This is a genomic window from Sediminicoccus sp. BL-A-41-H5 (genome assembly GCF_050632405.1).
Lineage (GTDB): Bacteria > Pseudomonadota > Alphaproteobacteria > Acetobacterales > Acetobacteraceae > Roseococcus.
In genome coordinates, this window is the sequence record NZ_CP192601.1 from 1,531,136 (window position 1) to 1,554,617 (window position 23,482).

Sequence of the window (23,482 nt, forward strand, 5' to 3'; positions counted from 1 at the left end):
GATGATCTCCCTTCACGGGGTCCGCAAGACCTATGCTTCGCCGGCCGGGCCCATCGAGGCCGTGGCCGGCGTTTCCGTGGACATCGCCGAGGGCGAGTTCGTCTCCATCCTGGGGCCTTCGGGCTGCGGGAAATCCACCCTGCTGATGATGCTGGCTGGCCTTGAATCCATTACGGCCGGCAGCATCACCATCGGCGGCCAGCCGATGACCGGCCCGCGCCGCGATGCCGGCCTGGTCTTCCAGGACTCGACGCTGCTGCCCTGGCTCTCCGCGCGCGACAACGTCCTCTTCCCCATCAAGATGATGCGCCTGCCGCGCGAGAAATACGTGGCCCGGGCGGAGGAGCTGCTGCATTCCGTGGGCCTCGGCGCCTTCATGGACAAGCGCCCGCGCGAACTTTCGGGCGGCATGCGCCAGCGCGTGGCACTCTGCCGCTCGCTGATCCACACGCCCTCCATCATGCTGATGGATGAACCCTTCTCGGCGCTCGATGCCATCACCCGCGACGAGATGGCGCTGGTGCTGCTCGACCTCTGGTCCCGCCACCGCAAGACCGGGATCTTCATCACCCACTCGATCCGCGAGGCGGTGCTGCTGAGCGACCGCGTGCTGGTGATGACCAAGCGCCCTGCCGTGGTGGTGGCCGATGTGCCGATTCCCTTCGCCCGCCCGCGTGACGAAAGCGTGCAGGACAGCCCCGAATTCATCGCCATCGTGGCCCGCCTGCGCGGCATGATCGAGCACAGCATCAAGGATGCCGCGTGATGGATGGTGGCAATCAAATCATCGCCGAGACCCCGGCGGCCCTGAACGTGGAAAAGCGCGACCTCGCCAAGCACCCGGCGGTGCAGATCCTGCTGCCCATCGCCTTCGCGCTGACGGTCCTCGGCCTCTGGGAATTCCTGGTGGATTTCTACCAGGTGCCCAAGGTCATCCTGCCCTCGCCGCTCGACATCTATGCCCGCATCGTCTCGGCCTGGCCCTTCCTGGTCCAGCACGCCGTGCCCACGGGCACCGAGGCCGCCATCGGCTTCCTGCTGGCCACCATCCTCGGCATCACGCTCGCCGTCATCCTCGCCTATTCGAAATGGGCCTATGCGGCACTCTACCCCAATGTGATCTTCTTCCAGCTCATCCCGAAGATCGCGCTCGCCCCGCTTTTCATCGTCTGGCTTGGCATCGGCTCCTCCTCGCGCCTTGCCTTCTCGATGTTCATCGCCTTCTTCCCGGTGGTGATCGCGACGCTGACCGGCCTGAACTCCACGCCGCCCGACATGCTGCGGCTGTGCAAGGCGCTGACCGCGCGCTCCTGGCAGGTATTCCTCTCGGTGCGCTTCCCCTATGCGCTGCCGCACATCTTCTCGGGGCTGAAGATCGCCGTCACCTTCGCCATCATCGGCGTCATCGTGGGCGAGTTCATCACCGCGCAGGCGGGCCTCGGCTACCTGATCCTCTTCGCCTCGAGCCAGGCCGAGACGGCGCTGATCCTCGCCTCGATCGGCATGCTCTGCGTCGTCGGACTCGTGCTCTACGGCGTGGTGGCGGGGCTGGAGAAGCTGATCCTGCGCAAATACGGGCATTAGGGACCACAGCCCGGCCAGGCTTCCCCTTGGCCGGGCCACGAATTGCTGGCTGAATGCACGCGCCGGCTGAAATGTTGAGGAGAGACCCCATGCAACATGACATCCTGCTCAAGGGCGGCCGCGTGGTCTGCCCGGCCTCCGGCCTCGACGGCATCATGGACATCGCCGTCACCCAAGGCCGCATCGCCGCCATCCAGCCCGAGATCCTCGCGAGTTCCGCGCGCGAAGTCGTCTCCGTGAAGGACAAGATCGTCCTGCCCGGCATGGTGGACACCCACGCTCACATCTACACCTATGTCTCCGGCCGCTTCGGCCTGCCGGCCGACATGGCGGGCGTGCACAGCGGCGTGACCGCGCTGGTGGACCAGGGCGGTGCTTCCTGCATGACCTTCCCGGGCTTCCGCGAATTCATCGTGAAGCCGGCGCATTCCCGCGTCTTCAGCTTCATCAGCGCCTATGTCGTGGGCGGCCTGGAAGGGCACTATTACCCCACGCTCTACGGCCCCGAGCATGTGGATGTGGACGCCACCGTGAAGGCCGCCCGCGCCAACCCCGACGTGGTGAAGGGCGTGAAGGCCCATGCCGAGATCGGCAACATGGCGCGCTACGGCCTCGAAGTGCTGAAAAAGGCCGCGCAGATCGGCCGCGAGGCGGACCTTCCCGTCTATTGCCATTTCGGCCAGCTCTGGCCGACGCCCGAGACCGGCAACAATGGCGTGGACCCGGACGAGATCCTGCCGCTGGTCATCCCCCTGCTCCGCCCCGGCGACATCCTGGCCCACCCCTTCACACGCCACCCCGGCGGCTTCGTGGACCGGCGCACCGGCAAGGTGCACGGCATGGTGCAGGCCGCACTCGACGCCGGCCTCAAGGTGGATGTGGGCCATGGCTCCCACTTCTCCTTCAAGATGGCGCGCATCAGCCTCGACGCCGGCATCATGCCCGATACCCTTGGCGCCGACATGCACGGCTACAACACGCGCATCCCCGCCCCGCCGGGCACGCCCGCCAACCATTCGGACCCGGAGGAGGATCATCCCTTCACCGGCAAGGCGCGCTTCTCGCTCACGCTGGCCATGAGCGAGCTGATCGCGCTCGGCGTTCCCTTTGAGAAGGTGGTGCCCATGGTCACCACCGGGCCGGCCGCCATGCTGCGGCTGGATGACGGCATCGGCACGCTGCGCCTGGGCGCGGTGGCCGACATCTCCGTGCTGGATGACCTGCGCGGGCGCTTCAAGATGGCCGACAATGAGGGCACGGAAGTCATCGCCGAGCGGCTGTTGCAGCCAGCCTTCTGCCTCAAGGGCGGCGTGAGGTTCGACGCGACGGCGCCGATCCTGCCGGCGGCGATCGCTGCGTGAAGCAAGGCGTCGGTGCGGCGATCACTCGCAAGGAGGATGATCGGTTCCTCCGCGGGCGCGGGAAGTATGTGGGGGATATCCAGCTCGCCGGCATGCGGGAGGTCGCCTTCCTCCGCAGCCCCGTCGCGCATGGGCTGATCCGCGGCCTGCGCGCGCCGCAGGGCGCGCAGGTCTACACCATGGCGGACCTCGCCGACGTGCAGCCCATCCGCGCGCCCTCGGCGTTGCCCGGCTTCCGCCGCACCGACCAATGGCCCCTCGCACAGGGCCGCGTCCGCCAGGTGGGCGAGCCCATCGCCATGGTCGTGGCCGCAACCCGCGCCGAAGCCGAGGACATCCTCGACGCCATCACGCTGGACATCGAGGAACTCCCCGCCGCCACCGACATGCTGGCGCATCGCGCCGGCCCGCCCATCCATGAAGGCTGGCCCGACAATGTCGTGCTGCAAGCGGTCGTGGATGACGACATCAGCGATGTGCAGGCCCCCATCATCATCCGTCGCCGCCTGCGCACCGCGCGCCAGCACATGGCGCCCCTCGAAGGGCGAGGCGTCGTCGCCCGCTGGGATTCGCGCCTCAACCAGCTCGAGATGCACACCTCCTCGCAGATGGTGCATGTGACCAAGACGGGCCTGGCCGAATGCCTGGGCCTGCCGGAATCCGCCGTGCGCATCATCAGCCCCGATGTGGGCGGCGGCTTCGGCTACAAGGGCATCCTTCTCCAGGAAGAGGTTGCCATCGGCTGGCTCGCCCGCAAGCTCGGCGGGGTGCCGCTGCGCTGGATCGAGGACCGGCGCGAGGGCCTCTCGGCCCAGGCCAATTGCCGCGAGCATCATTACGACATCACCGTCCATGCCGATCGCGAGGGCACCATCCTGGCGCTGGATTGCGAGGCGCATGTGGATAGCGGCGCCTACTCGGCCTACCCCTTCTCCGCCTGCCTGGAGGCGGCGCAGATCGGCTCCATCCTGCCCGGCCCCTATGTCGTGCCGCGCTTCCGCTGCAAGACCTGGAGTGTGGCCACCAACAAGCCGCCCATCCTGCCCTATCGCGGCGTGGCGCGGACCGGCGTCTGCTACGCGCTGGAGACGACGCTCGACGCCGTGGCGCGCGCCGCCGGCATCAGCCCGGTGGAACTCCGCCTGCGGAACCTGCCCGGGCCGGAGCAGATGCCCTATCTCAACGTCACGAAGAAGATCTTCGACAGCGGCGACTACCCCGAAGCGCTGCGCCGAGCGGCCGAGGCGGTGGACGCGCCAGGCTTCGCCGAACGCCAGAGGGTGGCGCGGGACCAGGGCCGCCTGATCGGCCAGGGCTTCGCCGTCTTCTGCGAGCAAGGCGCCCACGGCACCAGCGTCTATCACGGCTGGGGCATCCCCTTCGTGCCCGGCGCCGAGCCCTGTCAGGCGCGCCTCACCCCCGATGGCGGCCTGGAACTTCGCGTCGGCGTGCACAGTCATGGCCAGGGGATGGAGACGACGCTCGCCCAGGTGGCGCACGAGATTCTCGGCGTGCCGGTGGAGCGCGTGCAGCTCATCCACGGCGACACGGCCCTCACCCCCTATTCCACCGGCACCTGGGGCAGCCGCTGCGCCGTGATGGCCGGCGGCGCGGTCGCCGAGGCCTGCATGGAGCTCCGCCGCCGCCTCATCCCGATGGGCGCGCATCTGCTGCAGGACAAGGACGCCGTCTTCGCGGACGGCGCCGTGCGCGCGGGGGCCGCCAGCGTGACCGTCGCCGAGATCGCCCGCACCTTCCACCGCGCGCCGCAGAACCTGACCGAGGCGATGCAGGCCGAAGGGCTGGAATGCACCGTGGGCCACAAGACGGTGCGCGACACCGGCACCTTCAGCTACGCCTGCCACGCCGTGGAGGCCGAGGTGGATGCCGCGACCGGCCACGTCACGCTCACGCGCTACGTCATCGTGGAAGATGGCGGCGTGCTGCTGAACCCGTTGATCGCCGATGGCCAGGTGTTGGGCGGCACGGCGCAGGGCATCGGCACGGCGCTCTTCGAGGAAATGCCCTACGACACCAGCGGCCAGCCTCTGGCCTCGACGCTGGCCGACTACATGCTTCCCGGCGCGTCGGACGTGCCGGATATCGAGATCCTGCACATGGAGACGCCCTCGCCCATCAGCCGCTTCGGCCAGAAGGGCATCGGCGAGAGCGGCGCCATCGGCCCGCCCGCCGCGATCGTGAACGCGATCAACGACGCCATCGCGCATCTGGGGCGCGAGGTGACGGATCTGCCCGCCACACCCGAGCGTGTTTTGGCAGCGCTCGCATGAAGCCCGCCGTCTTCGACCACGCATCGCCCGCGGAGCTGAACGATGCGCTGGCCCTCCTGGCCCAGCCCGGCGCCAAGCCGCTCTCCGGCGGGCAATCGCTCTCGCCCATGATGAACCTGCGTCTGGTGCGCCCTGCCACGCTGGTGGACCTCAAGCGCCTGCCCGGCCTGCGCGGCGTGATGGCGACGGCGGAGCACATCCGCTTCGGCGCCGCCACCACCCATGCCGAGATCGAGGACGGCGTGGTGCCGGACCCGACCAACGGCCTCATGCCGCATGTGGCGCATGGCATCGCCTATCGCGCCGTCCGCAACCGCGGCACGCTGGGCGGCAGCCTGGCCCATGCCGACCCTGCCGCCGATTGGCCGAGCGTGATGGCCGCCCTCGGCGCCACGATCCTCACCAGCCAGAGCCGCCGCATCCCGGCCGAGCGCTTCATCCTCGCCCCCTTCACCACCGCCCTGCAGCCGGGCGAGATCATTCTCGCCGTGGAAGTCCCGCGCCTGCCACCCGGCGCGCGCTGGGGCTACTGCAAGATCAACCGCAAGATCGGTGAATTCGCCAAGGCCATCGGCATCGCCATCGAGACACCCCGCCGCCTGCTGGCCGGCGCGGTGGAAGGCCCGCCCGTGCTGCTCGACCGCGCCGAGGACACCGCCACCCGCCTGCCGCAGCTCGACGCCGCAGCCCAGCGCCTCGCCGGCATCGCCGTGCGGCGCGCCCTCGCGATGATGGAAGCATGATCACGCTGAACGTGAACGGCGAGACCCGCGAGGTCAACGCCCCCGCCCGCACCCATCTGGCCGATGTGCTGCGCGAGCATTGCGGCCTGACCGGCACGCATCTCGGCTGCGAGCAGGGCGTCTGCGGCGCCTGCACCGTCATGGTGGATGGCGTCCCCACCCGCTCCTGCCTGCTCTACGCCCACGAAGCCACGGGCATGGAGGTCACCACCATCGAGGGCCTGGACGAGGACCCGGTGGCCGAGGCCCTCCGTGCCGCCTTCAGCAAGCACCACGCGCTCCAATGCGGCTACTGCACGCCCGGCATGATGATGACGGCGCGCGACATCGTGACACGCCTGGGTGCGGTGGATGAAGAGCGCATCCGCGACGAACTCGCCGGCAATCTCTGCCGCTGCACCGGCTATCGCGGCATCGTCCGCGCCATCGCCGAGGTCGCCGCCACGCGCCCCGCCGCGACACCGCTGCCGAAGCGCGAGGTGCCTCTGACGCCGCCCCCGGCGCCACTGGCGCTGCCGCCCCCCGTCGCCGCCACCGACCTGCCCAACCGCCTGACCCACAGCGAGACGCTGGCGCTGTCGCCCGACGACGCCTGGGCCATCCTCTCCGACCCCACCCGCATCGCCGGATGCGTGCCCGGCATGACGCTGCTGCGCCATGAGGGCCATGAGGTGGAAGGCGAGTTCTCCGTCATCCTCGGCCCCTTCGCCGCGCGTTTCGCGGGCTTCGGCACGCTCACGCTCGACGCCGCCTCCCGCACCGGGCGCCTGCGCGGCCAGGGGCGCGACGGTGCGAATGGCGCCGAGGGCGAGGTGGAGTGGCGCGTCACGCCCAGCGGCGCCGGCACCGCGCTGGACGTGGAACTCGGCTGGCGCCTCACCGGCCCGCTCGCGCAATTCTCGCGCCCTGCCCTGCTGCGCGGCGTTGTGGCCGCCATGGCCGGCGATTTCGCGCGCAACCTCGAGCGCGCCGCGCGCGGCGAAGTGCCGGCGGCGCAACCCGGCCTCTTGTCCCTGATCCTGGCGTGGTTTCGCGGCCTTTTCGGCCGCTGACGGCTACTCGCGGTTCTTCTTCCGCCACTCGTCGATCGCGGCCATGGCTTCCTGCTTCGCCACCCGCTCATGCTGGCCCACGACCTCGCCCGTGCTCACGGGCTTCGCGGCCGAGGTCGCGCCGTCATAGGTCGTCCAGCGCCAATTGTTCCGGCCCTTGAGGGGACCGACCGTGAAGACGCAGCCGCGATGTTCGGCCATGACCTGTTTCCAATCAGATGAAGCCGCCCCACAGGGCGGATGAAACTCAGCTATCCATCTTCAGCGCGGCGATGAAGGCGCTCTGCGGGATCTCCACCTTGCCGAATTGCCGCATGCGCTTCTTGCCTTCCTTCTGCTTGTCCAGAAGCTTGCGCTTGCGGCTGATGTCGCCGCCATAGCACTTGGCGGTCACGTCCTTCGACATGGCGGAAATCGTCTCGCGCGCGATCACGCGCCCGCCGATCGCCGCCTGGATGGGGATCTTGAAGAGCTGGCGGGGGATCAGCTCCTTCAGCTTCTCGCAGATCGAGCGCCCGCGCTTATCCGCCGCCGTCCGGTGCGCCATGAAGGCCAGCGCATCCACCGGCTCGTTGTTCACGAGGATGCTGATCTTCACCAGGTCGCTCTCGGCATAGCCATCCATCTGATAGTCGAAGCTGGCATAGCCGCGCGACACGCTCTTCAGCCGGTCATAGAAGTCGAACACCACCTCGTTCAGTGGCAGGCGATACACGGCCATGGCGCGGGTGCCGACATAGGTCAGTTCCACCTGCTGGCCGCGCCGCTCGTTGCAGAGCGTGAGAATGGAGCCCAGATGCTCATCCGGCACCATGATGGTGGCCTTGATCCAGGGCTCCTCAATGGCGGCGATGCTCATCATGTCCGGCATGTCGGCCGGGTTGTGCAGCTCCGTCACCTCGCCATCGGTCTTGCGCAGCTTGTACACCACCGAAGGCGCGGTCGCGATCAGGTTCAGGTCGAACTCGCGCGAGAGCCGCTCCTGCACGATCTCCAGGTGCAGCAGCCCCAGGAAGCCGCAGCGATAGCCGAGACCCAGCGCCAGCGAGGTCTCCTGCTCGAAATGGAAGCTGCTGTCGTTCAGGCGCAGCTTGCCCAGCGCATCACGCAGCTTGTCGAAGTCGTCGGCATCGATCGGATAGAGCCCGCACCACACCACCGGAATGCTGGGCTTGAAGCCGGGCAGCGCCTCCGGGGCAGGGTTGCGGTCATCGGTGATGGTGTCGCCCACATTGGTGTCGGCCACCGACTTCACCGCGGCCGTCAGGAAGCCCATCTCGCCCGGGCCCAGGCTCTCGCAGGGCACCATCTTCGGCGTGAAGTAACCCACCTGGTCCACGGTGTGCGTGGCGCCATTGGACATCATGCGGATCTTCTGGCCCTTCCGCAGGTGCCCGTCCTTCACCCGCACCAGCACCACCACGCCGAGGTAGCTGTCATACCAGCTGTCCACCAGCAGCGCCTTGGTCGGCGCATCGGCATTCCCCGTCGGCGCCGGCAGACGCGTCACGATCGCCTCCAGCACGCCCTCGATGTTCAGCCCGGTCTTGGCCGAGATCATCACCGCATCCTCGGCGTCGAGCCCGATCACATCCTCGATCTGCTGCTTCACCCGGTCCGGCTCCGCGGCCGGCAGGTCGATCTTGTTCAGCACGGGCACGATCTCGTGGTTCGCGTCCAGCGCCTGGTAGACATTCGCCAGCGTCTGCGCCTCGACCCCCTGGGAGGCATCCACCACCAGCAGCGAACCCTCGCAGGCCGCGAGCGACCGGCTCACCTCATAGGCGAAGTCCACATGGCCCGGCGTGTCCATCAGGTTCAGCGTGTAGGTCTGGCCGTCCTTCGCCTCGTACCGGATGCGGACGGTCTGCGCCTTGATGGTGATGCCGCGCTCCCGCTCGATATCCATGCTGTCGAGCATCTGCTCCTTCATGTCGCGCGCGGCGACCGTCCCGGTGGACTGGATCAGCCGGTCGGCCAGGGTGGATTTCCCGTGGTCGATGTGGGCGACGATGGAGAAGTTGCGGATCAGGTTCAGCGGCGTTTCGGTCATGCGGGGGAGATAGGGCCAAAGCCCCATAAGTCAAAGCGCGGAACCGGGTTTGGCTTCCACCCGCCCCCGGAATGGCCCAAGCTCCCCCCGGAACGGGGAGCAACCCCGCCGGAGGAAGCCACATGACCATCACCCGCCGCGCCAGCCTGCTGGCCGCCCCCGCCCTGCTCCTGGCCGCCCAGGCCCGCGCCCAGGCCTTCCCGAGCCGCCCGATCCGGATGATCGTGCCCTACACCCCGGGCGGCGTTTCCGACATCACCGCCCGCCTGATCGCCGAGCCCATGGCGGCCGCCCTCGGCCAGGCCGTCCCCGTCGAGAATCGGGCCGGCGCCGATGGCGTGATCGGCACCGACGTCATCGCCAAATCCGCCCCGGACGGCCATACCCTCGGCCTCGTCTCCGTCGGCCACCCGGTGAACGCCGCCTTCTACCGCCTGCCCTTCGACACGGTGCGCGACTTCACCTTCCTCAGCATGACCACCCGCACGCCCCTGGTCATGTGCGCGGCCCGCAGCTTCGGCCCCAGCACGCCGGTCGAATTCGTCGCCCATGCGAAGAGCCAGCCCGCTGGGCGCCTCACCTTCGCCGGCACCGCCGGCGTGGTGCGCCTGGCCCCCGTGCTCTTCGCCCAGCGCACCGGCATCGAGATGACCTATGTCCCCTATCGCGGCAGCACCCAGGCCCACCCCGACCTCATCGCAGGCCGCGTGGATGTGATGTTCGACACGGTCCCCGCCGCCCTGCCTCACATCCAGGCCGGCACGCTCAAGGCGCTGGCCACCACCGGCGCCACTCGCGCCCCCCAACTCCCCGACACCCCCACCCTGGGCGAATTCCTGCCCGGCTTCGAGGCCTCGACCTGGGGCATGGTCATCGGCCCCGCCAATATCCCCGCGCCCATCCTGACCCGCCTCGTCAGCGAGGTGCACAGCGCGCTGCGCCGCGAGGACGTGCTGGCGCGCCACCGCACCCTGGGCGCCGAGGTCGTGACCTCCACCCCCGAGCAAAGCCGGGACTTCGTGCAGGCGGAGATGGAGAAATGGGGGGCGGCGGCACGGGCCGCGGGCATCACCCCACAGAATGCCGGATAAACAAAAGAGGCTTCCGGCGGCTGGGGCCTCAGGCCCCAGACCCCGTTCATTCGATCCTTGCGCCCGAAACGCGTACCATTTCCGCCCAGCGGGGGGCGTCGGCCGCGATCAGCGCGGCCGTCTCCGCCGGGCCAGACGAAGTGGCCAGCACCAGCCCGCTCGCCCGCAAGCGATCCGCCAAGCCCGGCGCATCCGCACTCCGCAACACACCCTCCGCAATCGCCCGCTGCACCTCGGGCGGGGTCCCACGCGGCGCCGTCAGCGCATTCCAGGACTGCATGTCCAGATCGCCCAGGTTCAGGTCGGCAAACTCCCCCAACCCCGGCACCGCGGGCAGCAAGGGGCTGCGCGCGTTGCTCCCCACCGCCAAGGGCACCAGCCGCCCCGACGCCACATGCGGCATCAAGGCCGGCATGAAGTCGAACACCATGTCGATCTGCCCCGAGAGCAGATCCGTCAGCGCCGGCGCCCCCCCGCGATAGGCCACATGCTCGATATTCGCCCCCGAGCGCGTGGCAATCGTCGCGATCAGCAGATGCGCCGCCGAGCCATTTCCCGCCGAGCCCTTCACCACCCGCGCCCCAGGCCGCTTTGCCCCGTTCACCAAGGCCCGGAAATCCGTCCAGCCCCGCTCCCGCGCGCGCTCGGCCGTGACGCAGCACAGCACGGTGGAGGTCACGAGCCGGATGATCGGCACCAGGTCCCGCGCCGGATCATAGGGCGGTCGCTCCATCATCATCGGCAGCGCCGTGAAGAATGGAATGCTGAGCACCCCCAGCGTGCTGCCATCCGGCGGCGCCTGAAGCACCGCCTGCACGCCCAGCAAGCCGTTCGCGCCCCCGCGATTATCCACGACGATCGCCTGGCCCGTGCGTGTCGTGACGGCATCCGCCCAGATGCGCGCGATCGCATCCGCGGCCCCGCCCGGCGGGAAGGGCACCACCCAACGCATCGGCCGGTTGATGATCTGCGCGAGGGCGGGCGTGGCGAGCGGAGTGAGAAGGGCAGCGCGGCGGGTCACCTGCATCATGTCCAAGCCTCCTGGCAGCGGAGCGAAAACGCTCCCACACTGGTCGGGCATCGTCAAAGCCGAAGGGACGCCCCATGCCGAAAACCGCCATCTCCACCGACAAGGTCTTCAAGCCCGCCTTGCCCTTCGCCCAGGCCAGCAAGGCCGGCGGCTTCGTCTTCGCCTGCTCCACCGGCCGCGACCGCGAGGGCCGCTTCGCCATCGGTGACGTGAAGGCACAGACGCAGCAGACCATCGACAATATCCGCGCCCTGATCGAGGCCGCCGGCGGCACGCTGAAGGATGTGGTGAAATGCACCGTCTACGTGACGGACCGCGAAAACTGGGCGCCGATGAACGAGGTCTACTTCGCCAATTTCGCGGAAGACCCGCCGCACCGCGTCTCCTGCATCGTGAGCGGCCTGGGCTCGCCCGACTGTCTCGTCGAAATTGATGCGACGGCCTATCTGGGAGAAGGCTGAGGCAGCAGCGGCGCCAGCTTCAGCATCGCGACCGCCCCCACCAGCGGCCCGATGCCCAGGATGGCGAAGGCCCACGCCCAGCCCAGGGCCGGCACCGCCCAGGCCATGAGCTGGATCGCCGGCACCGTCAGCAGGAAGCCCGCGCAGGTCTGCACCGTCAGCATGGTGCCGACCAACTCAGGCGGCGCGCAGAGGGAGGTGCAGGCGCTGAACTGCGCGGAATCCGCCACGACAGAAACTCCCCAGATCGCCGCCAGCGCCAGCGTCAGCGGCAGCGCCCAGCCCGCCGTCCCGCCGATGAGCAACGCGCAACTGCCGGAGATGAACATCGCCATCGCCGCCATCCGCGCGCGATTGAAGCGGTCCGCCAGCAGGCCCAGCGCCACGCAGCCGATGGCGCCCGAGCCCACCACCAGCGCGGTCAGCACGCCCGCGTCACCGGGCACGCCCTGCTGCGCGAGGAACAGCCCGACCCAGGCCCAGACGGCATAGAGCTCCCACATGTGGCCGAGATATCCGGCATTGGCGAGGCGCAGCCGCGGGTCGCGCCAGGCCAGCAGCACCGCGCGCGGGTTGAAGGGCGGGCGCCTCGCCATGTTCGGCCCCTCGCGGAAGGGCAGGATCAGAGCGCCGCCGACCAGCGCCAACGCCCCCGCCGCCAGATAGATGTGCCGCCAATCCAGCGAGCCCAGCAGCCCCGGCAGCGCATGCGGCGCGGCCGAGCCGATGGTGAGCGCCCCCACCACGATGCCGATGAGCAGTCCGAGGTCGCCACGTGCCCATCCGGAAGCCAGCTTCATCGCCACCGGATAGACACCCGCCATCCCTGCCCCCGCCACGAAGCGCAGCGCATAGGCACCGACCCCCGCGGGCTCGATGAAGGCCTGCGCGATGGTACCGAGCCCCGCGACCGTCGCCGCGCCGAAGAACAGCGCGCGCGAGGGCCAGCGATCGGCCAGCGAGAGCAGCGCCGAGGTGATGGTCCCCGCCACGAAACCGAGCTGCACCGCCGCCACCAGCCAGCCCGCTTCGCCGCGCGTCACGGCGCCCTCGCGCAACAGCGCGGGAACCGCGGCCGTGCCGGCGAACCAGATGGCGGGAGCGAGCGTGATCGCGCCCGTCAGCAGGGCGAGATTGCGGATCTTTGCGCCGGTCATGCGTTCCCCCTCGGCATATCCCTTGCATGCCATGCCCGGCATGGCAGCGCCACCGGGGCGCGGCCCCGCCGGAGATCCTCAGCCCATGCGCCTCACCCGCCGCGCCCTCGCCGCTCCGTTCCTCACCGGGCTTGCCGCATCCGGCGGCGCGATGGCGCAAACCGCGCCACAGGCCTGGCCCGCGCGGCCCGTCTCCATCGTCGTCCCCTTCGTGCCCGGCGGCCCGTCGGACCTGCTGGCGCGCTCACTCGCCGGGCCGCTCCAGGCCGCGATCGGCCAGAGCGTGCTGGTGGAGAACCGCACCGGCGCCAACGGCGTCGTCGCCGTCCAATACGTCACGCGCCAGCCGGCCGATGGGCACACCATCTTCATCGCGGCGAGCGGCCTGATGACCATCACGCCCGTCCTCAATGCGCGCCCGCCCTTTGATCCCGAGCAGGACCTCACCGCGCTCACGCTCGCCATCAGCGCGCCCAATCTGCTGGTGGTCAATCCCGGCGTGCCGGCGACGAACCTCACGGAGCTGATCGCCTGGCTGAAGGCCAACCCGACCCGCGCCTCCTACGGCTCCTCCGGCATCGGCTCCTCCGAGCATCTGGGAATGGAGCTGTTCAAGCTGCGCACCGGCACCGAGCACACGCATATCCCCTATCCCGGCGGCGGCGCCGCGGCGACGGACCTGCTGGCGGGCACCTTGCAGCTTTCGCTGCTGAACATCGCGACCGTGGTGCCGCATGTGCAGGGCGGGCGGCTGCGCGCCATCGCGGTCGGCAGTGCGGAGCGCCACCCGCTGCTGCCCGATGTGCCCACCTTCGCGGAAGCCGGCCTCGCCGACTACACCACCGGCAGCTGGCACGGGCTGGTCGCGCCGCGCGGCCTGCCGGCCCCCTTGCAGCAGCAGATGGAGGCGACGCTGCGCACCACGCTGCGCAACCCCGAGATCGCCGCGCGCCTGGCCGCCACCGGCTTCACCGTGCAGGCGACGGATTCGGCCACGCTCTCGCGCACCATCAACGCCGATCTCGCCCGCTGGCGCGAAGTGGTGCGCAGTGCCGGCATCAGCGTGGCGTGAAGCGGATCACCGCCGCGCGCTGGTCACGTAGAAGGGGGCGGCCTCCGTCTTCGGCAGGTAGTCGGCGTAGAAATCGCGCATGAAGGGCAGCACGCGGCGCGAGACGAGGCGCCGCCGCTCCTCCTCCTCCGTGCGCGGGCGCTTCAGCAGATCGGCGAGCGCCGCCAGCGCCGCCTCCTTGTCCACGCGTGTGAACTTGCGGTCGCGATAGATCACCTCGCCCGCCACCATCACGGATTCGACCCCGCCGGTCTTGGCGCGCTGCACGACGGCCGAGAGCACATCCGTGTCCTCGTCCAGGAAGGGGAACGCCACCTGCCGCCAGTCGAGCAGGACGATGTCCGCCGCCGCGCCCGGCACCAGCCGGCCGATGCTCTCCCCGAAGCCGGTGGTGGCCGCACCATGCTCCGTCGCCATGCGGAACACCTGCGCGGGGGTCGGCACATCCGCCTCGCTCATTCCCGGCACACGGTGCTGGCGCAGCACCATGCGCATCTCCACCAGCATGTCGCGGTCATCATTCAGCCCCGCCTCGTCAATGCCGATGGCGACGCGCACGCCGTGCTTCTCCCAATGATTCAGCGAGGCGACACCACTGCGCAGGCGCAGGTTGGAGGAGCAGTTGTGGCAGATGCGCGTGCCCGTCTCCGCCACGCGCTCCACCTCCGTCTCGGTCAGCCAGACGCCATGGCCCAGCGTGCAGTGCGGCCCGAGCAGGCCGGCGCGATCCAGTTGCTCCAGAGCGCCCACGCCGCCGCGCTTGTGCGCATAGGCCTTCTGGTACTGCGTCTCCAGCAGGTGGATGTGGTGCGGCACGCCGGTGCGCTCGCAGGCCTCGCGCACGCGCTCCAGCGCCGCATCGCTGCACCAGTGCAGATTGGCGGGGGCAAGCTGGATGGCGATGCGCGGGTCATCCGCAAAACGCGCGCGCAATTCGTCGAACAGTACGAAGTGGTCATCCAGCGGCGCCAGTTGCCGCGCCAGCATGGGCGCCAGATCCCGCGCCAGATCCTCCGGCAGCCGCGCCAGAAATTGCTGGTCCGCCTCGTACACCAGCAGGTTCTGGTCGCGGATGCTGTGCGCATAGGAGACACGCATGCCGAGGTCCTGATAGGCGCGCAGCGTCTCCGTCGCGCCCGTCACCATGTTGGCGAGGGGCACGGGCAGGCGCCCTTGCAGGTGCTGCACCGTGGTGATCCCGCTCTCCACCATCTCGAAGGCGGAGTAGAGCGTGTCGAGCCTGAGATCCACGCTGCGCGCCGCGAGCCGCGTGCCGAACCAGAGCTCCAGCGGCATGTCGGGCGAACCCAGCTGCAGCGGCGTCAGCCCGACATGGTGATGCGCGTTGACGAAGCCCGGCATCACCACGTGGTTCTCTGAGCCCAGCACCTCATCCACGCGATGCCGGCGCGCCAGATCCTCATAGGGCCCGACCTCAAGGATGACGCCGTTTTCCTGCAGCACGGCGCCGTTCTCGACGATCTCCGCGCGGTCGCGGTCCAGCGCGCGGCAGATGACGTGGCGGCCGCGGATCAGGCTGCGGCTCATCGGGCGGGGCACCTGGGCTGCATCATGCCGCGACATCCTTCTGCTGGTACCTTCGAGGCTATCGCGCCGCCGCGCGCGCCGTCAAAGCGCGCAACGCGCTTGAAAGCGGCGCGGCAATCATTCCACACTCCACGCAAACGGCGCCGGCCTGGTTTCCATCGGAACAAGGAATTCCTCGATGACGCATGGGCTTCAGAGACTGCTCCTTGCCGCCGCCGCCCTGATGGGCCTTGGCGCGGCGACGACGGCGCAGGAATTCCCGCAGCCCGGACGGCCGCTCATGCTCGTCACCGGCTTCCCCGCCGGCACCGCGCCCGACATCTATGGCCGCCTGATCCAGGCCCGCGTCCAGCAGGAGCTCGGCGTGCCCGTGGTGATCGACATCCGGGCCGGCGCCTCGGGCAATATCGGCATGGAATACGCGGCCCGCGCCGCGCCCGATGGCCATACGGTGCTGATCGCGACCTCGGCCATGCTCTCCATCAGCCCCTCGGTCTTCCCGCGCATGCCGGTGGACACGCAAGCCGACTTCATCCCCCTGCTGACGACCTTCGAGGCGCCGAACTTCCTCACCGTCAGCCCGGAGCGCCGGCCGCAATTCACCGATTGCCAGGCCGTGATCCGCGCCGCGCGCGCCGCACCGGGACGGATGAACTATGCCAGCACCGGCATCGGCGCCTCCACGCATCTCGCCGCCGCGCAATTCGCCGTCGCCTTCGGGCTTGACCTCGTGCACGTGCCCTATCGCGGCGGGCCCTTCGCCATCACGGCACTCTATCAGGGCGATGTGGACCTCTTCTTCTACCAGACCGGGCCGGTGATCGAGGCCTATCGCCAGGGCCGCGTGCGACTGCTCGGCGTTACCTCGGCCACGCGCGTGCCCGCCGTCCCCGAGATCCCGACGCTGGCCGAAGCCTGCGACCTGCCGGGCTTCGACAGCACCACCTGGTACAGCCTGCTGGTGCCCGCCCGCACGCCCGCCCCCATCGTCCGCCGGCTTTCGGAGGTCTTCACCCGCGTGGCGCGCGAGAAGGAGATCGAGGAGCGCGTGGTCGCCATGGGCTTCACCCCGGCCGTGGCCGATGGCCCGGCGACGAGCGAGCGGCTCGCGCGCGACCTCGTCACCTGGCGCGCCATCGTGGAGCGTGTGGGCGCGCGGGTGGAGTAGAGCCTGATCGCCTCGGGCGGCACCGCCAGAGGCGTGAACAGCCTCTCGGCAAGGCCCCGTCAGGACGCCAGGGCCAGGGCCTCGCCGCGGCGCAGCTGCGGGAGCACGTCGCGCCCCAGCCGCTCCAGCGCCGCCAGCACGCTGCCTTGCGGCAGGCCCGAAAAACCCATGTAGAGGCTCATATGCGAGGGGCGCAGCACGCGCATGTCATGCGCCAGGATGCGCGCGACCTTTTCGGCCGGGCCGATCGGCGCGCGCTCCAGCAGCCATTCCACGCTGGGCTCACCCTCGTAGGGGACGGAGCGCATCATCACGCCATCACGCGGGGGGATGTCGTCACGCAGCGAGAGGGTCGCGCGCGCCAACTTGAGCAGGCCCTCCGCCGCCTGGCGCTGTTCCGCCGCATCTTCCGTCACGAAGACATAGCGCTGGATGCCGAGCGGCATGTCGCGCCCGGCGAAGCCGCCCGCGCGATAGCCGGCCTCGGACTTGGCCTTCAGCGGCAACGCGGCCTCGGCCTCGCGCAGGCCCTGGCTGATCAGCGGCGTCGCTCCGCAGCGCGCCGCGCGCGCCAGCAATTCCGGGCTGCCGCCGGCGAGATAGAGCGGCGGCATCGCACTCGGAATGCAGATCGGCGTCGCGGGGATCCGATAATGCGGGCCCGCATGGTCCACCACGCCGGTCGAAAGCCCCTGTTCCAGGATGTCCCAGCCCTCGGTCAGGATCTCCGTGCGTGCCGCGAGGTCCACACCGAAGCTGCGAAATTCATGCGGCTGGTGCCCCGTGCCGATGCCGAGGTTCAGGCGCCCCCCGGTCAACACCTGCAGCATCCCCACCTCCTGCACCACGCGCAGCGGATGGTGCAGCGGCAGCACCACCACGGCAGGGCCAAGGCGGATGCGCTTCGTCAATGCCGCGCAATGCGCCGTCATCATGAGCGGCGAGGCGCAGACGGAAGCGCTGGTGAAATGGTGCTCGGCGAACCAGGTGGAATCGAAGCCCAGCGCCTCGGCCATCTGCACGGCGGCGGTGGTGGTTTCCATCACCTGTCCGGGCGTCTCCTCCGCGTGATTGAGGGACATCAGGTTGAACAGGGCGAAATCCATGCGACGGCCTTTCCCGCGATGCGGAGCACGGCCAGTAAACAGGGCTTTCAGCGCATATGCCAAGCCTTCGCGTGCGAATTGACATCACGCCGAGCACCCGCCTAGCGTTTCTCCGTCCAAGGCATAGACCAGCGCGACAGCGCGACGAAAAAATCAATGCGGCGTGCCGCGAACGGAAGGGAAGAGACGAAGATGAGCGACAGCACCAAGGCGGGTCTCCGCCGCCGTGGCCTCCTGGGCGCGGCGGGCGCCACCGCCGCCATCACAGGCTTTCCGCGCCTTGGCTTCACCCAGCCGCGCCAGCCCATCAAGGTCGGCGTGCCCACCATCCTCTCGGGCCGCGTCGCCCAGCTCGGCATCTCCTCGCGCAACGCGATGCAGATGGAGGTTGAGGCGTTCAACGCATCAGGTGGCCTGGACGGGCGCCCGATCGAACTCGTCGTGCGCGACAGCCGCGGCACGCCCGCCGAAGCCGCCCGCCTCGCGCGCGAGATGATCACGAGCGAGGGCTGCGAATTCCTCCTCGATGGCGAGGCCTCGGGCGGCGGCTTCGCGGTGCATGAGGTGGTGCGCGAGACGGGCACGGTCACGCTGCACATCAATTCGGAGACCTCCTCGCTGACGGCGGATCCCCGCCAGCGCTTCTGGAACGCCTTCCGCGTCGCGCGGCAGGGCGTGCATGATTCGATCGCGGGCGGGCACTATGCCGCGCAGATCGCGCGGAGCCGCAATCTCCGCCGTTGGATGACCATCTCGCCCGACTACGCCTATGGCCGCGACACCACGGCCGAGTTCGTGGAATTCGCGCGCAGCTTCAACAGCGACATCCAGGTCACTGGCGAGACCTGGCCGCGCCTCTTCCAGCCCGACTACACCGAGAACATCACGCGCCTCAGCCAGGGCCGCCCGCAGGCCATCTACTCCTGCCTCTGGGCCGGTGACCTCGTCACCTTCGTGGAGCAGGCCTCCATCTTCGGGCTCTTCGCGCAGTCGCAGTTCTTCGCGGTGAACATGGCCGACTACACGACGCTGCAGCAGGTGCGGAACCTGCCGCGCGGCGTCCATTCGGGCAATCGCTACCTGCGCAACTTCCCCGAAGTGCCGGCGAACCTGGCCTTCGCCACCGAATACAACCGTCGCTTCAACACCTTCCCGACCAACTGGTCCTGGCAGGCGGCGACCGGCGTGCGCCTGTTGACCACCGCGCTGCGCCAGGTGGGTGGCACCGATCCGCGCGCCGTGGCGGCCAAGCTCAAGGGCATGACCATCGAAAGCCCCTTCGCCGCCGACCGCACGGTGACGATGCGCGCCGAGGATCAGACGCTGGTGGGCTACGCCATCGGCTGGGGCACCACCGTCAGCCAGGACCCCTTCGTCGAGAACATGCAGAAGGCCGATTGGGCGATGATCCTGCGCCTCGAAGCCGAGTGGAAGCGCGCCAAGGGCTGGGGCTGAGCCCCACCCTGCCGGCCTGAACCGGGGGCGGCCGCGCGGCCGCCCTGCCCCCTCTTTCCGCGCGGAAGCCCCCGATGGAACTCACCGAACTGGCCGAATGCGTCACCTCCCTCTCCTGCGTCGTGACGCAGTTGGCGGCGGGGCTGACCATCGGCATGCTGCTCTTTCTCGTCGCCTCCGGCCTCACGCTCATCTTCGGCGTGCTGGGGCTGGTGAATTTCGCGCATGGCTCGCTCTACATGATGGGGGCCTATTTCGCGCTCGCCGCCTATGGCGCGACGGGCAGCTTCGCCATCGCCGTCCTCGCCGGCACGCTGGGCGCGGCCCTGCTCGGCCTGCTCTTCGAGCGCTTCCTGCTCAGCCGGATCTACGGGCAGGACGTGCTGATGCAGCTCCTGGTCTGCTACGCCATCATCCTCATCCTGGATGACGTGGTGAAGATCGTCTGGGGCGCGGATTTCCGAAGCATGGGCGTGCCCGATGAGTTCCGGAAGCCGCCCTTCCTGATCGGCGGCGGCATCGTGCCCTATTTCTACGCGATCCTCTTCGGCATCACGGCGCTGATCGCCGCGGGCCTCGCCTATGGCATGGGCCGCACGCGCTTCGGCCGCACCGTCCGCGCGGTGGCGATCAACCCCGGTATGGTGGGCGCGCTCGGCATCAACACCACCATCATCTACGCCGCGGTCTTCGCCATCGGCGCGGGGCTGGCGGGGGCGGCCGGCGCGCTCTCGGCACCCATCCGTTCGGTGGTGGCGGGTGCGGGCGTCTCCATCCTGATCGAGAGCTTCATCGTCACCGTCATCGGCGGCATGGGCTCCATCGGCGGTGCGCTCGCCGCCTCGCTCATCCTGGGGCTGACGCGCTCCTTCGGCTCGATCGGCTTTCCGCTCTTCGTCGAGGGCGCGATGTTCGTGATCATGGCCCTCGTCCTCATCCTGCGGCCGAGCGGCCTGGGCGGGAGGCGCGGCTGATGGGCTTCGCGCGCGACGCGGCACTGGCGCTGGCCGTGCTGCTGGTCTTCATCGGGCTGGAATTCACCGGGCTGCGCTCGGCCGGCTTCGTGGATTTCATGATCCGCTTCGCCACCTTCGGCCTGCTGGCGCTCTCGCTCAACCTGCTGATCGGCACGGCGGGCCTCGTCTCCTTCGGCCATGCCGCCTATTTCGGCATGGGCGCCTACAGCTTCGGCCTGCTGATGCAGACCGGCCAATGGTCCATCCCGGCCGCGATCCTCGCCGCGCTCGTGGCCACGGCGCTGCTGGCCCTCGTGGTCGGCGCGCTCTGCGTGCGCCTCTCCGAGATCTACTTCGCTTTCCTCACCCTCGCCTTCCAGATGCTGCTGCATTCGGTGATCCTTTCCTGGATCAGCCTGACCGGCGGCGACCAGGGGCTGATGGGCGGCATCCCCAAACCCGTCTTCCTCGGCGTGGACCTGGCACAGCAGGAGCACCTGGCCGCCTTCGGCGTATTCTGCCTCGTCGTCTCGGCGGTCATCCTGCGCCAGGTGCTGCGCTCGCCCTTCGGTGCCGCGCTCCGGATGCTGCGTGACAATCCGGACCGCGCGGCCTTCGTCGGCCTCTCCGTCTTCCGCTATCGCCTGGCGGCCTTCGTCATCGCCGGCACCTTCGCGGGGCTCGCGGGCGTGCTGATGAGCCTCTACGTCTCCGGCGCCTTCCCCACCTTCGCCTTCTGGACCACCTCGGGCGAGGCGATCTTCATGATCATGCTGGGCGGCGTCTCGGTCTTCCTGGGTCCGCTGGTCGGCACCGCCATCTTCCTGGTGCTGAATGACTGGATCACGGCGCTGACCGAGCATCACGGCCTGTTTCTCGGCATCATCCTGCTCGTCATCGTGCTCGGGCTGCGCAAGGGCCTGCTGGACGTGATCGTCGAGCAATGGCGCGCCCACAAGGAGAAGCGGCCATGAGCTTCACGGGACGCATCGCCGTCATCACCGGCGGCGCCAGCGGCATCGGCGCAGCCTGTTCGCGCATGCTGGCCGAGCGTGGAGCCAAGGTGGTCGTGACCGACCGCGACCTCGCCCGCGCGCAAGCGCTGGCGGCCGAAATCGGCGGATCGGCGCTGACGCTGGATGTGGGAAGCCGCGCCGCCAATGACGAAGCCGCCGCCGAGATCGAGGCGCGGCTCGGCCCGGTGGACATCCTCGTGACCTCCGCCGGCGTTCTGCAGCGCCCGCTCCGGGCCGAGCTGCTCAGCGAGGCCGATGTGGAGGAGGTGGTCCGCATCGATCAGATCGGCACCTGGAATTCCTCCGTCGCCTTTGGCGCGCGGATGGCCCGGCGCGGCCAGGGCAGCATCGTGACCATCGCCTCCATCGCCGGCATGCGCTCCATGCCGCTGCACGCCTATTCGCCGGCCAAGGCCGCGGTGATCGAGATGACGCGCTGCCTCGCCGCCGAATGGGGCCGCTCGGGCGTGCGGGTGAACGCCGTCTCGCCCGGCTTCACGCTCACCCCCGCTCTCGCCAACGCCATCGCGGCCGGCGAGCGCGACCCGAGCCTGCTGGAAGGCGCCTCTGCCCAAGGCCGCATGGTCACACCCGAGGACATCGCGGAGGCCGTGCTCTTCCTCGCCTCCGACGCCGCGCGCAGCATCACCGGCATCAACCTGCCGGTGGATGCGGGCTGGCTGGTCGCGGGCTCCTGGCCGACCTATGGCGGGCTGCCGCCCGCGCGGGGGAACCTGCCATGACCGGCCATCTCGAACTGCGCGGTTTGCGCAAGGCTTTTGGCGGCGTCGTCGCGACCGATGATGTGAGCCTGACCTTCGAACCCGGCACGCTCTCCGCCATTATCGGCCCCAATGGCGCGGGCAAGACCACGCTCTTCCACCTCATCACCGGCAAGCTGCCGGTCACGGCCGGGCAGGTGCTGCTGGACGGCGTCTCGATCACCGGGCTCGACCGGCGCGAGATCGTCCGCCGTGGCATCGGCCGCGCCTTCCAGGTGGCGAACCTCTTCCCCACCTTCACCGTGGAGGACAGCCTGGCGGCCGGCCTCATGGCCCATGCCGGGCGCACCGCGCGCCTCTTCCAGACCTTCCCCCCGCCGGATGTGAAGCAGAAGGCCGAGGAGGTGATGGAGCTCTGCGGCCTGACGCCCCTCGCCCGCACCGAGGCGCGGCACCTCAGCCATGGCGATCAGAAGCTGCTGGACATCGCGCTGGCCCTCGCGCTCGAACCCCGCGTGCTGCTGCTGGACGAGCCCACCGCCGGCATGGGCCCGGACGAGCGCTGGCGGATGATCGAGCGCGTGCAGCGCCTCTGGGCCGCGCGCGGCCTCACGCTCATCTTCATCGAGCACGACATGGATATCGTCTTCAAGATCGCGCAGAACGTGCGCGTGCTGCGCTACGGCGCCGTGCTGGCCGAGGGAACACCGGAGGAGGTGCGCCGCAACCCGGCCGTGGTCGAGGCCTATCTCGGCGCGGAGCATGCGCTATGACCGAATTGGTGGTGGACGGGCTGGACGCCGCCTATGGCGCGAGCCAGGTGCTCTTCGGCGTGAAGCTGGAGGTGGAGCGCGGCGAGACGCTGGCGCTGATGGGCCGCAACGGGGCGGGCAAGAGCACGACCTTCAAGGCCATCGCCGGCCTGCTGCCGCCGCGCGCGGGCCGTGTGGTCATCCGCGGGCAGGATGTGGCAGGGCAGAAGCCCTATCGCATTGCCCGCGCCGGCATCGCCTATGTGCCCGAGGACAGGCAGGTCTTCCCCGAGCACACGGTGGAGGAGAACCTCGAGATCGCCGAGCGTGTCGGCCTCGGCGGCAGCGAATGGAACCGCGCCCGCGCCTTCGAGATGTTCCCCCTGCTGCAGCCGCTCTGGCGGCGCATGGCCGGCCGGCTTTCGGGCGGCGAGCAGCAGATGCTAACCATCGCGCGCAGCCTGATGGGCAACCCCGCCGTGCTGCTGCTGGACGAGCCCTCGGAAGGGCTGGCGCCGCTCATCGTGCAGGAGATCGGCGCGCTGATCCGCCGCCTGCGCGAGCTCGGCACCACCATCATCCTCGCCGAGCAGAACAGCCGCTTCTGCCTGGCGGTGGCCACGCGCGTCGCGGTCATCGACAAGGGCAGCATCGTCTGGCGCGGCAGTGTGGAGCAGTTCCGCGCCGACCCCGAGGTACAGGCGCGCTACCTCCAGGTCTGAATCCCTTGCCGGTGGATCGCGGACGATCCGCCCCTCAGGCGCCGGGCGCGCGCCTCCGCGCGCTTCGCTTCGCGGCATAGGCCGCGGGCGCCATTCGGCGCCTCGCCCGCCGGAAGGCGGGCGTCAGAGACTTCTACTGTGA

General features: G+C 69.5%; 22 protein-coding genes. 16 read left to right on the forward strand and 6 right to left on the reverse strand.

What is annotated here, in order from left to right; translation table 11 throughout:
• Position 1: 1 nt before the first annotated feature.
• The 6 genes from ACQ860_RS07710 to ACQ860_RS07735 all read left to right on the forward strand — a co-directional run bounded on the left by ACQ860_RS07710 (position 2) and on the right by ACQ860_RS07735 (position 7,031).
• The gene (locus ACQ860_RS07710; RefSeq protein WP_431302804.1) at positions 2 to 766 is read left to right on the forward strand and encodes an ABC transporter ATP-binding protein; all 765 of its coding nucleotides are present in this window, start codon (positions 2 to 4) and stop codon (positions 764 to 766) included.
• The gene (locus tag ACQ860_RS07715) at positions 766 to 1,584 is read left to right on the forward strand and encodes an ABC transporter permease (RefSeq protein WP_431302805.1); all 819 of its coding nucleotides are present in this window, start codon (positions 766 to 768) and stop codon (positions 1,582 to 1,584) included. Before ACQ860_RS07710 ends, ACQ860_RS07715 begins: the two co-directional genes overlap by 1 nt.
• A gap of 89 nt (positions 1,585 to 1,673) precedes the next feature.
• Positions 1,674 to 2,945, forward strand: coding sequence for an amidohydrolase/deacetylase family metallohydrolase (locus ACQ860_RS07720; RefSeq protein ID WP_431302806.1), 1,272 nt, complete (start codon positions 1,674 to 1,676; stop codon positions 2,943 to 2,945).
• Entirely contained in the window at positions 2,942 to 5,236 is a 2,295-nt protein-coding gene (locus tag ACQ860_RS07725) for a xanthine dehydrogenase family protein molybdopterin-binding subunit (protein WP_431302807.1), read from the forward strand. Before ACQ860_RS07720 ends, ACQ860_RS07725 begins: the two co-directional genes overlap by 4 nt.
• Positions 5,233 to 5,979 (forward strand): FAD binding domain-containing protein, encoded by a 747-nt coding sequence (locus ACQ860_RS07730; RefSeq protein WP_431302808.1) that lies wholly within the window; start codon positions 5,233 to 5,235, stop codon positions 5,977 to 5,979. Before ACQ860_RS07725 ends, ACQ860_RS07730 begins: the two co-directional genes overlap by 4 nt.
• Entirely contained in the window at positions 5,976 to 7,031 is a 1,056-nt protein-coding gene (locus ACQ860_RS07735; RefSeq protein ID WP_431302809.1) for a 2Fe-2S iron-sulfur cluster-binding protein, read from the forward strand. Before ACQ860_RS07730 ends, ACQ860_RS07735 begins: the two co-directional genes overlap by 4 nt.
• A 3-nt stretch (positions 7,032 to 7,034) precedes the next feature.
• On the opposite strand, the gene ACQ860_RS07740 is transcribed toward ACQ860_RS07735, so the two are convergent.
• Both ACQ860_RS07740 and lepA read right to left on the reverse strand, forming a co-directional pair.
• A complete protein-coding gene (locus tag ACQ860_RS07740; RefSeq protein ID WP_431302810.1) occupies positions 7,035 to 7,232 on the reverse strand; it encodes a hypothetical protein in 198 nt (65 codons plus the stop codon).
• 46 nt (positions 7,233 to 7,278) lie between these two features.
• The gene (gene lepA / locus ACQ860_RS07745) at positions 7,279 to 9,084 is read right to left on the reverse strand and encodes a translation elongation factor 4 (protein WP_431302811.1); all 1,806 of its coding nucleotides are present in this window, start codon (positions 9,082 to 9,084) and stop codon (positions 7,279 to 7,281) included.
• Between the two features lie 122 nt (positions 9,085 to 9,206).
• On the opposite strand from lepA, the gene ACQ860_RS07750 reads away from it, so the two are divergent.
• A complete protein-coding gene (locus ACQ860_RS07750) occupies positions 9,207 to 10,175 on the forward strand; it encodes a tripartite tricarboxylate transporter substrate-binding protein (protein WP_431302812.1) in 969 nt (322 codons plus the stop codon).
• A 46-nt stretch (positions 10,176 to 10,221) separates the two neighbouring features.
• Here the strand turns inward: ACQ860_RS07750 and ACQ860_RS07755 are convergent, their stop codons facing one another.
• On the reverse strand, positions 10,222 to 11,205 hold the full coding sequence (locus ACQ860_RS07755; protein WP_431302813.1) for a Bug family tripartite tricarboxylate transporter substrate binding protein: 984 nt from the start codon (positions 11,203 to 11,205) through the stop codon (positions 10,222 to 10,224).
• 74 nt (positions 11,206 to 11,279) lie between these two features.
• Here ACQ860_RS07755 and ACQ860_RS07760 point away from each other — a divergent pair, with 74 nt between their 5' ends.
• Entirely contained in the window at positions 11,280 to 11,666 is a 387-nt protein-coding gene (locus ACQ860_RS07760; protein ID WP_431302814.1) for a RidA family protein, read from the forward strand.
• Here the strand turns inward: ACQ860_RS07760 and ACQ860_RS07765 are convergent.
• Positions 11,648 to 12,823 carry an MFS transporter gene (locus tag ACQ860_RS07765; RefSeq protein WP_431302815.1) on the reverse strand — a complete coding sequence of 392 codons (1,176 nt, stop codon included), beginning with the start codon at positions 12,821 to 12,823 and terminating at the stop codon, positions 11,648 to 11,650. The two genes, ACQ860_RS07760 and ACQ860_RS07765, sit on opposite strands and share 19 nt — an antisense overlap.
• 85 nt (positions 12,824 to 12,908) lie before the next feature.
• On the opposite strand from ACQ860_RS07765, the gene ACQ860_RS07770 reads away from it, so the two are divergent.
• Positions 12,909 to 13,895, forward strand: a complete 987-nt coding sequence (locus tag ACQ860_RS07770) for a Bug family tripartite tricarboxylate transporter substrate binding protein (protein ID WP_431302816.1) — start codon at positions 12,909 to 12,911, stop codon at positions 13,893 to 13,895.
• 6 nt (positions 13,896 to 13,901) lie between these two features.
• Here the strand turns inward: ACQ860_RS07770 and ACQ860_RS07775 are convergent, their stop codons facing one another.
• Positions 13,902 to 15,443, reverse strand: coding sequence for an amidohydrolase family protein (locus tag ACQ860_RS07775; protein WP_431302817.1), 1,542 nt, complete (start codon positions 15,441 to 15,443; stop codon positions 13,902 to 13,904).
• A 178-nt stretch (positions 15,444 to 15,621) separates the two neighbouring features.
• Here ACQ860_RS07775 and ACQ860_RS07780 point away from each other — a divergent pair, with 178 nt between their 5' ends.
• Positions 15,622 to 16,611 (forward strand): Bug family tripartite tricarboxylate transporter substrate binding protein, encoded by a 990-nt coding sequence (locus ACQ860_RS07780; protein WP_431302818.1) that lies wholly within the window; start codon positions 15,622 to 15,624, stop codon positions 16,609 to 16,611.
• 59 nt (positions 16,612 to 16,670) lie between these two features.
• Here ACQ860_RS07780 and ACQ860_RS07785 read toward each other — a convergent pair whose 3' ends face one another.
• On the reverse strand, positions 16,671 to 17,717 hold the full coding sequence (locus ACQ860_RS07785; RefSeq protein ID WP_431302819.1) for an LLM class flavin-dependent oxidoreductase: 1,047 nt from the start codon (positions 17,715 to 17,717) through the stop codon (positions 16,671 to 16,673).
• A 192-nt stretch (positions 17,718 to 17,909) separates the two neighbouring features.
• Here ACQ860_RS07785 and ACQ860_RS07790 point away from each other — a divergent pair, with 192 nt between their 5' ends.
• From ACQ860_RS07790 to ACQ860_RS07815, 6 genes are all read left to right on the forward strand, one after another.
• Entirely contained in the window at positions 17,910 to 19,172 is a 1,263-nt protein-coding gene (locus tag ACQ860_RS07790; RefSeq protein WP_431302820.1) for an ABC transporter substrate-binding protein, read from the forward strand.
• 74 nt (positions 19,173 to 19,246) lie between these two features.
• Positions 19,247 to 20,146, forward strand: coding sequence for a branched-chain amino acid ABC transporter permease (locus tag ACQ860_RS07795; RefSeq protein ID WP_431302821.1), 900 nt, complete (start codon positions 19,247 to 19,249; stop codon positions 20,144 to 20,146).
• Positions 20,146 to 21,102, forward strand: coding sequence for a branched-chain amino acid ABC transporter permease (locus ACQ860_RS07800; protein ID WP_431302822.1), 957 nt, complete (start codon positions 20,146 to 20,148; stop codon positions 21,100 to 21,102). Before ACQ860_RS07795 ends, ACQ860_RS07800 begins: the two co-directional genes overlap by 1 nt.
• The gene (locus ACQ860_RS07805) at positions 21,099 to 21,887 is read left to right on the forward strand and encodes an SDR family NAD(P)-dependent oxidoreductase (protein WP_431302823.1); all 789 of its coding nucleotides are present in this window, start codon (positions 21,099 to 21,101) and stop codon (positions 21,885 to 21,887) included. Before ACQ860_RS07800 ends, ACQ860_RS07805 begins: the two co-directional genes overlap by 4 nt.
• Entirely contained in the window at positions 21,884 to 22,639 is a 756-nt protein-coding gene (locus ACQ860_RS07810; RefSeq protein ID WP_431302824.1) for an ABC transporter ATP-binding protein, read from the forward strand. Before ACQ860_RS07805 ends, ACQ860_RS07810 begins: the two co-directional genes overlap by 4 nt.
• Positions 22,636 to 23,340 (forward strand): ABC transporter ATP-binding protein, encoded by a 705-nt coding sequence (locus ACQ860_RS07815; protein WP_431302825.1) that lies wholly within the window; start codon positions 22,636 to 22,638, stop codon positions 23,338 to 23,340. The genes ACQ860_RS07810 and ACQ860_RS07815 overlap by 4 nt, the downstream gene beginning before the upstream one ends.
• The last annotated feature ends 142 nt before the right edge of the window (positions 23,341 to 23,482 follow it).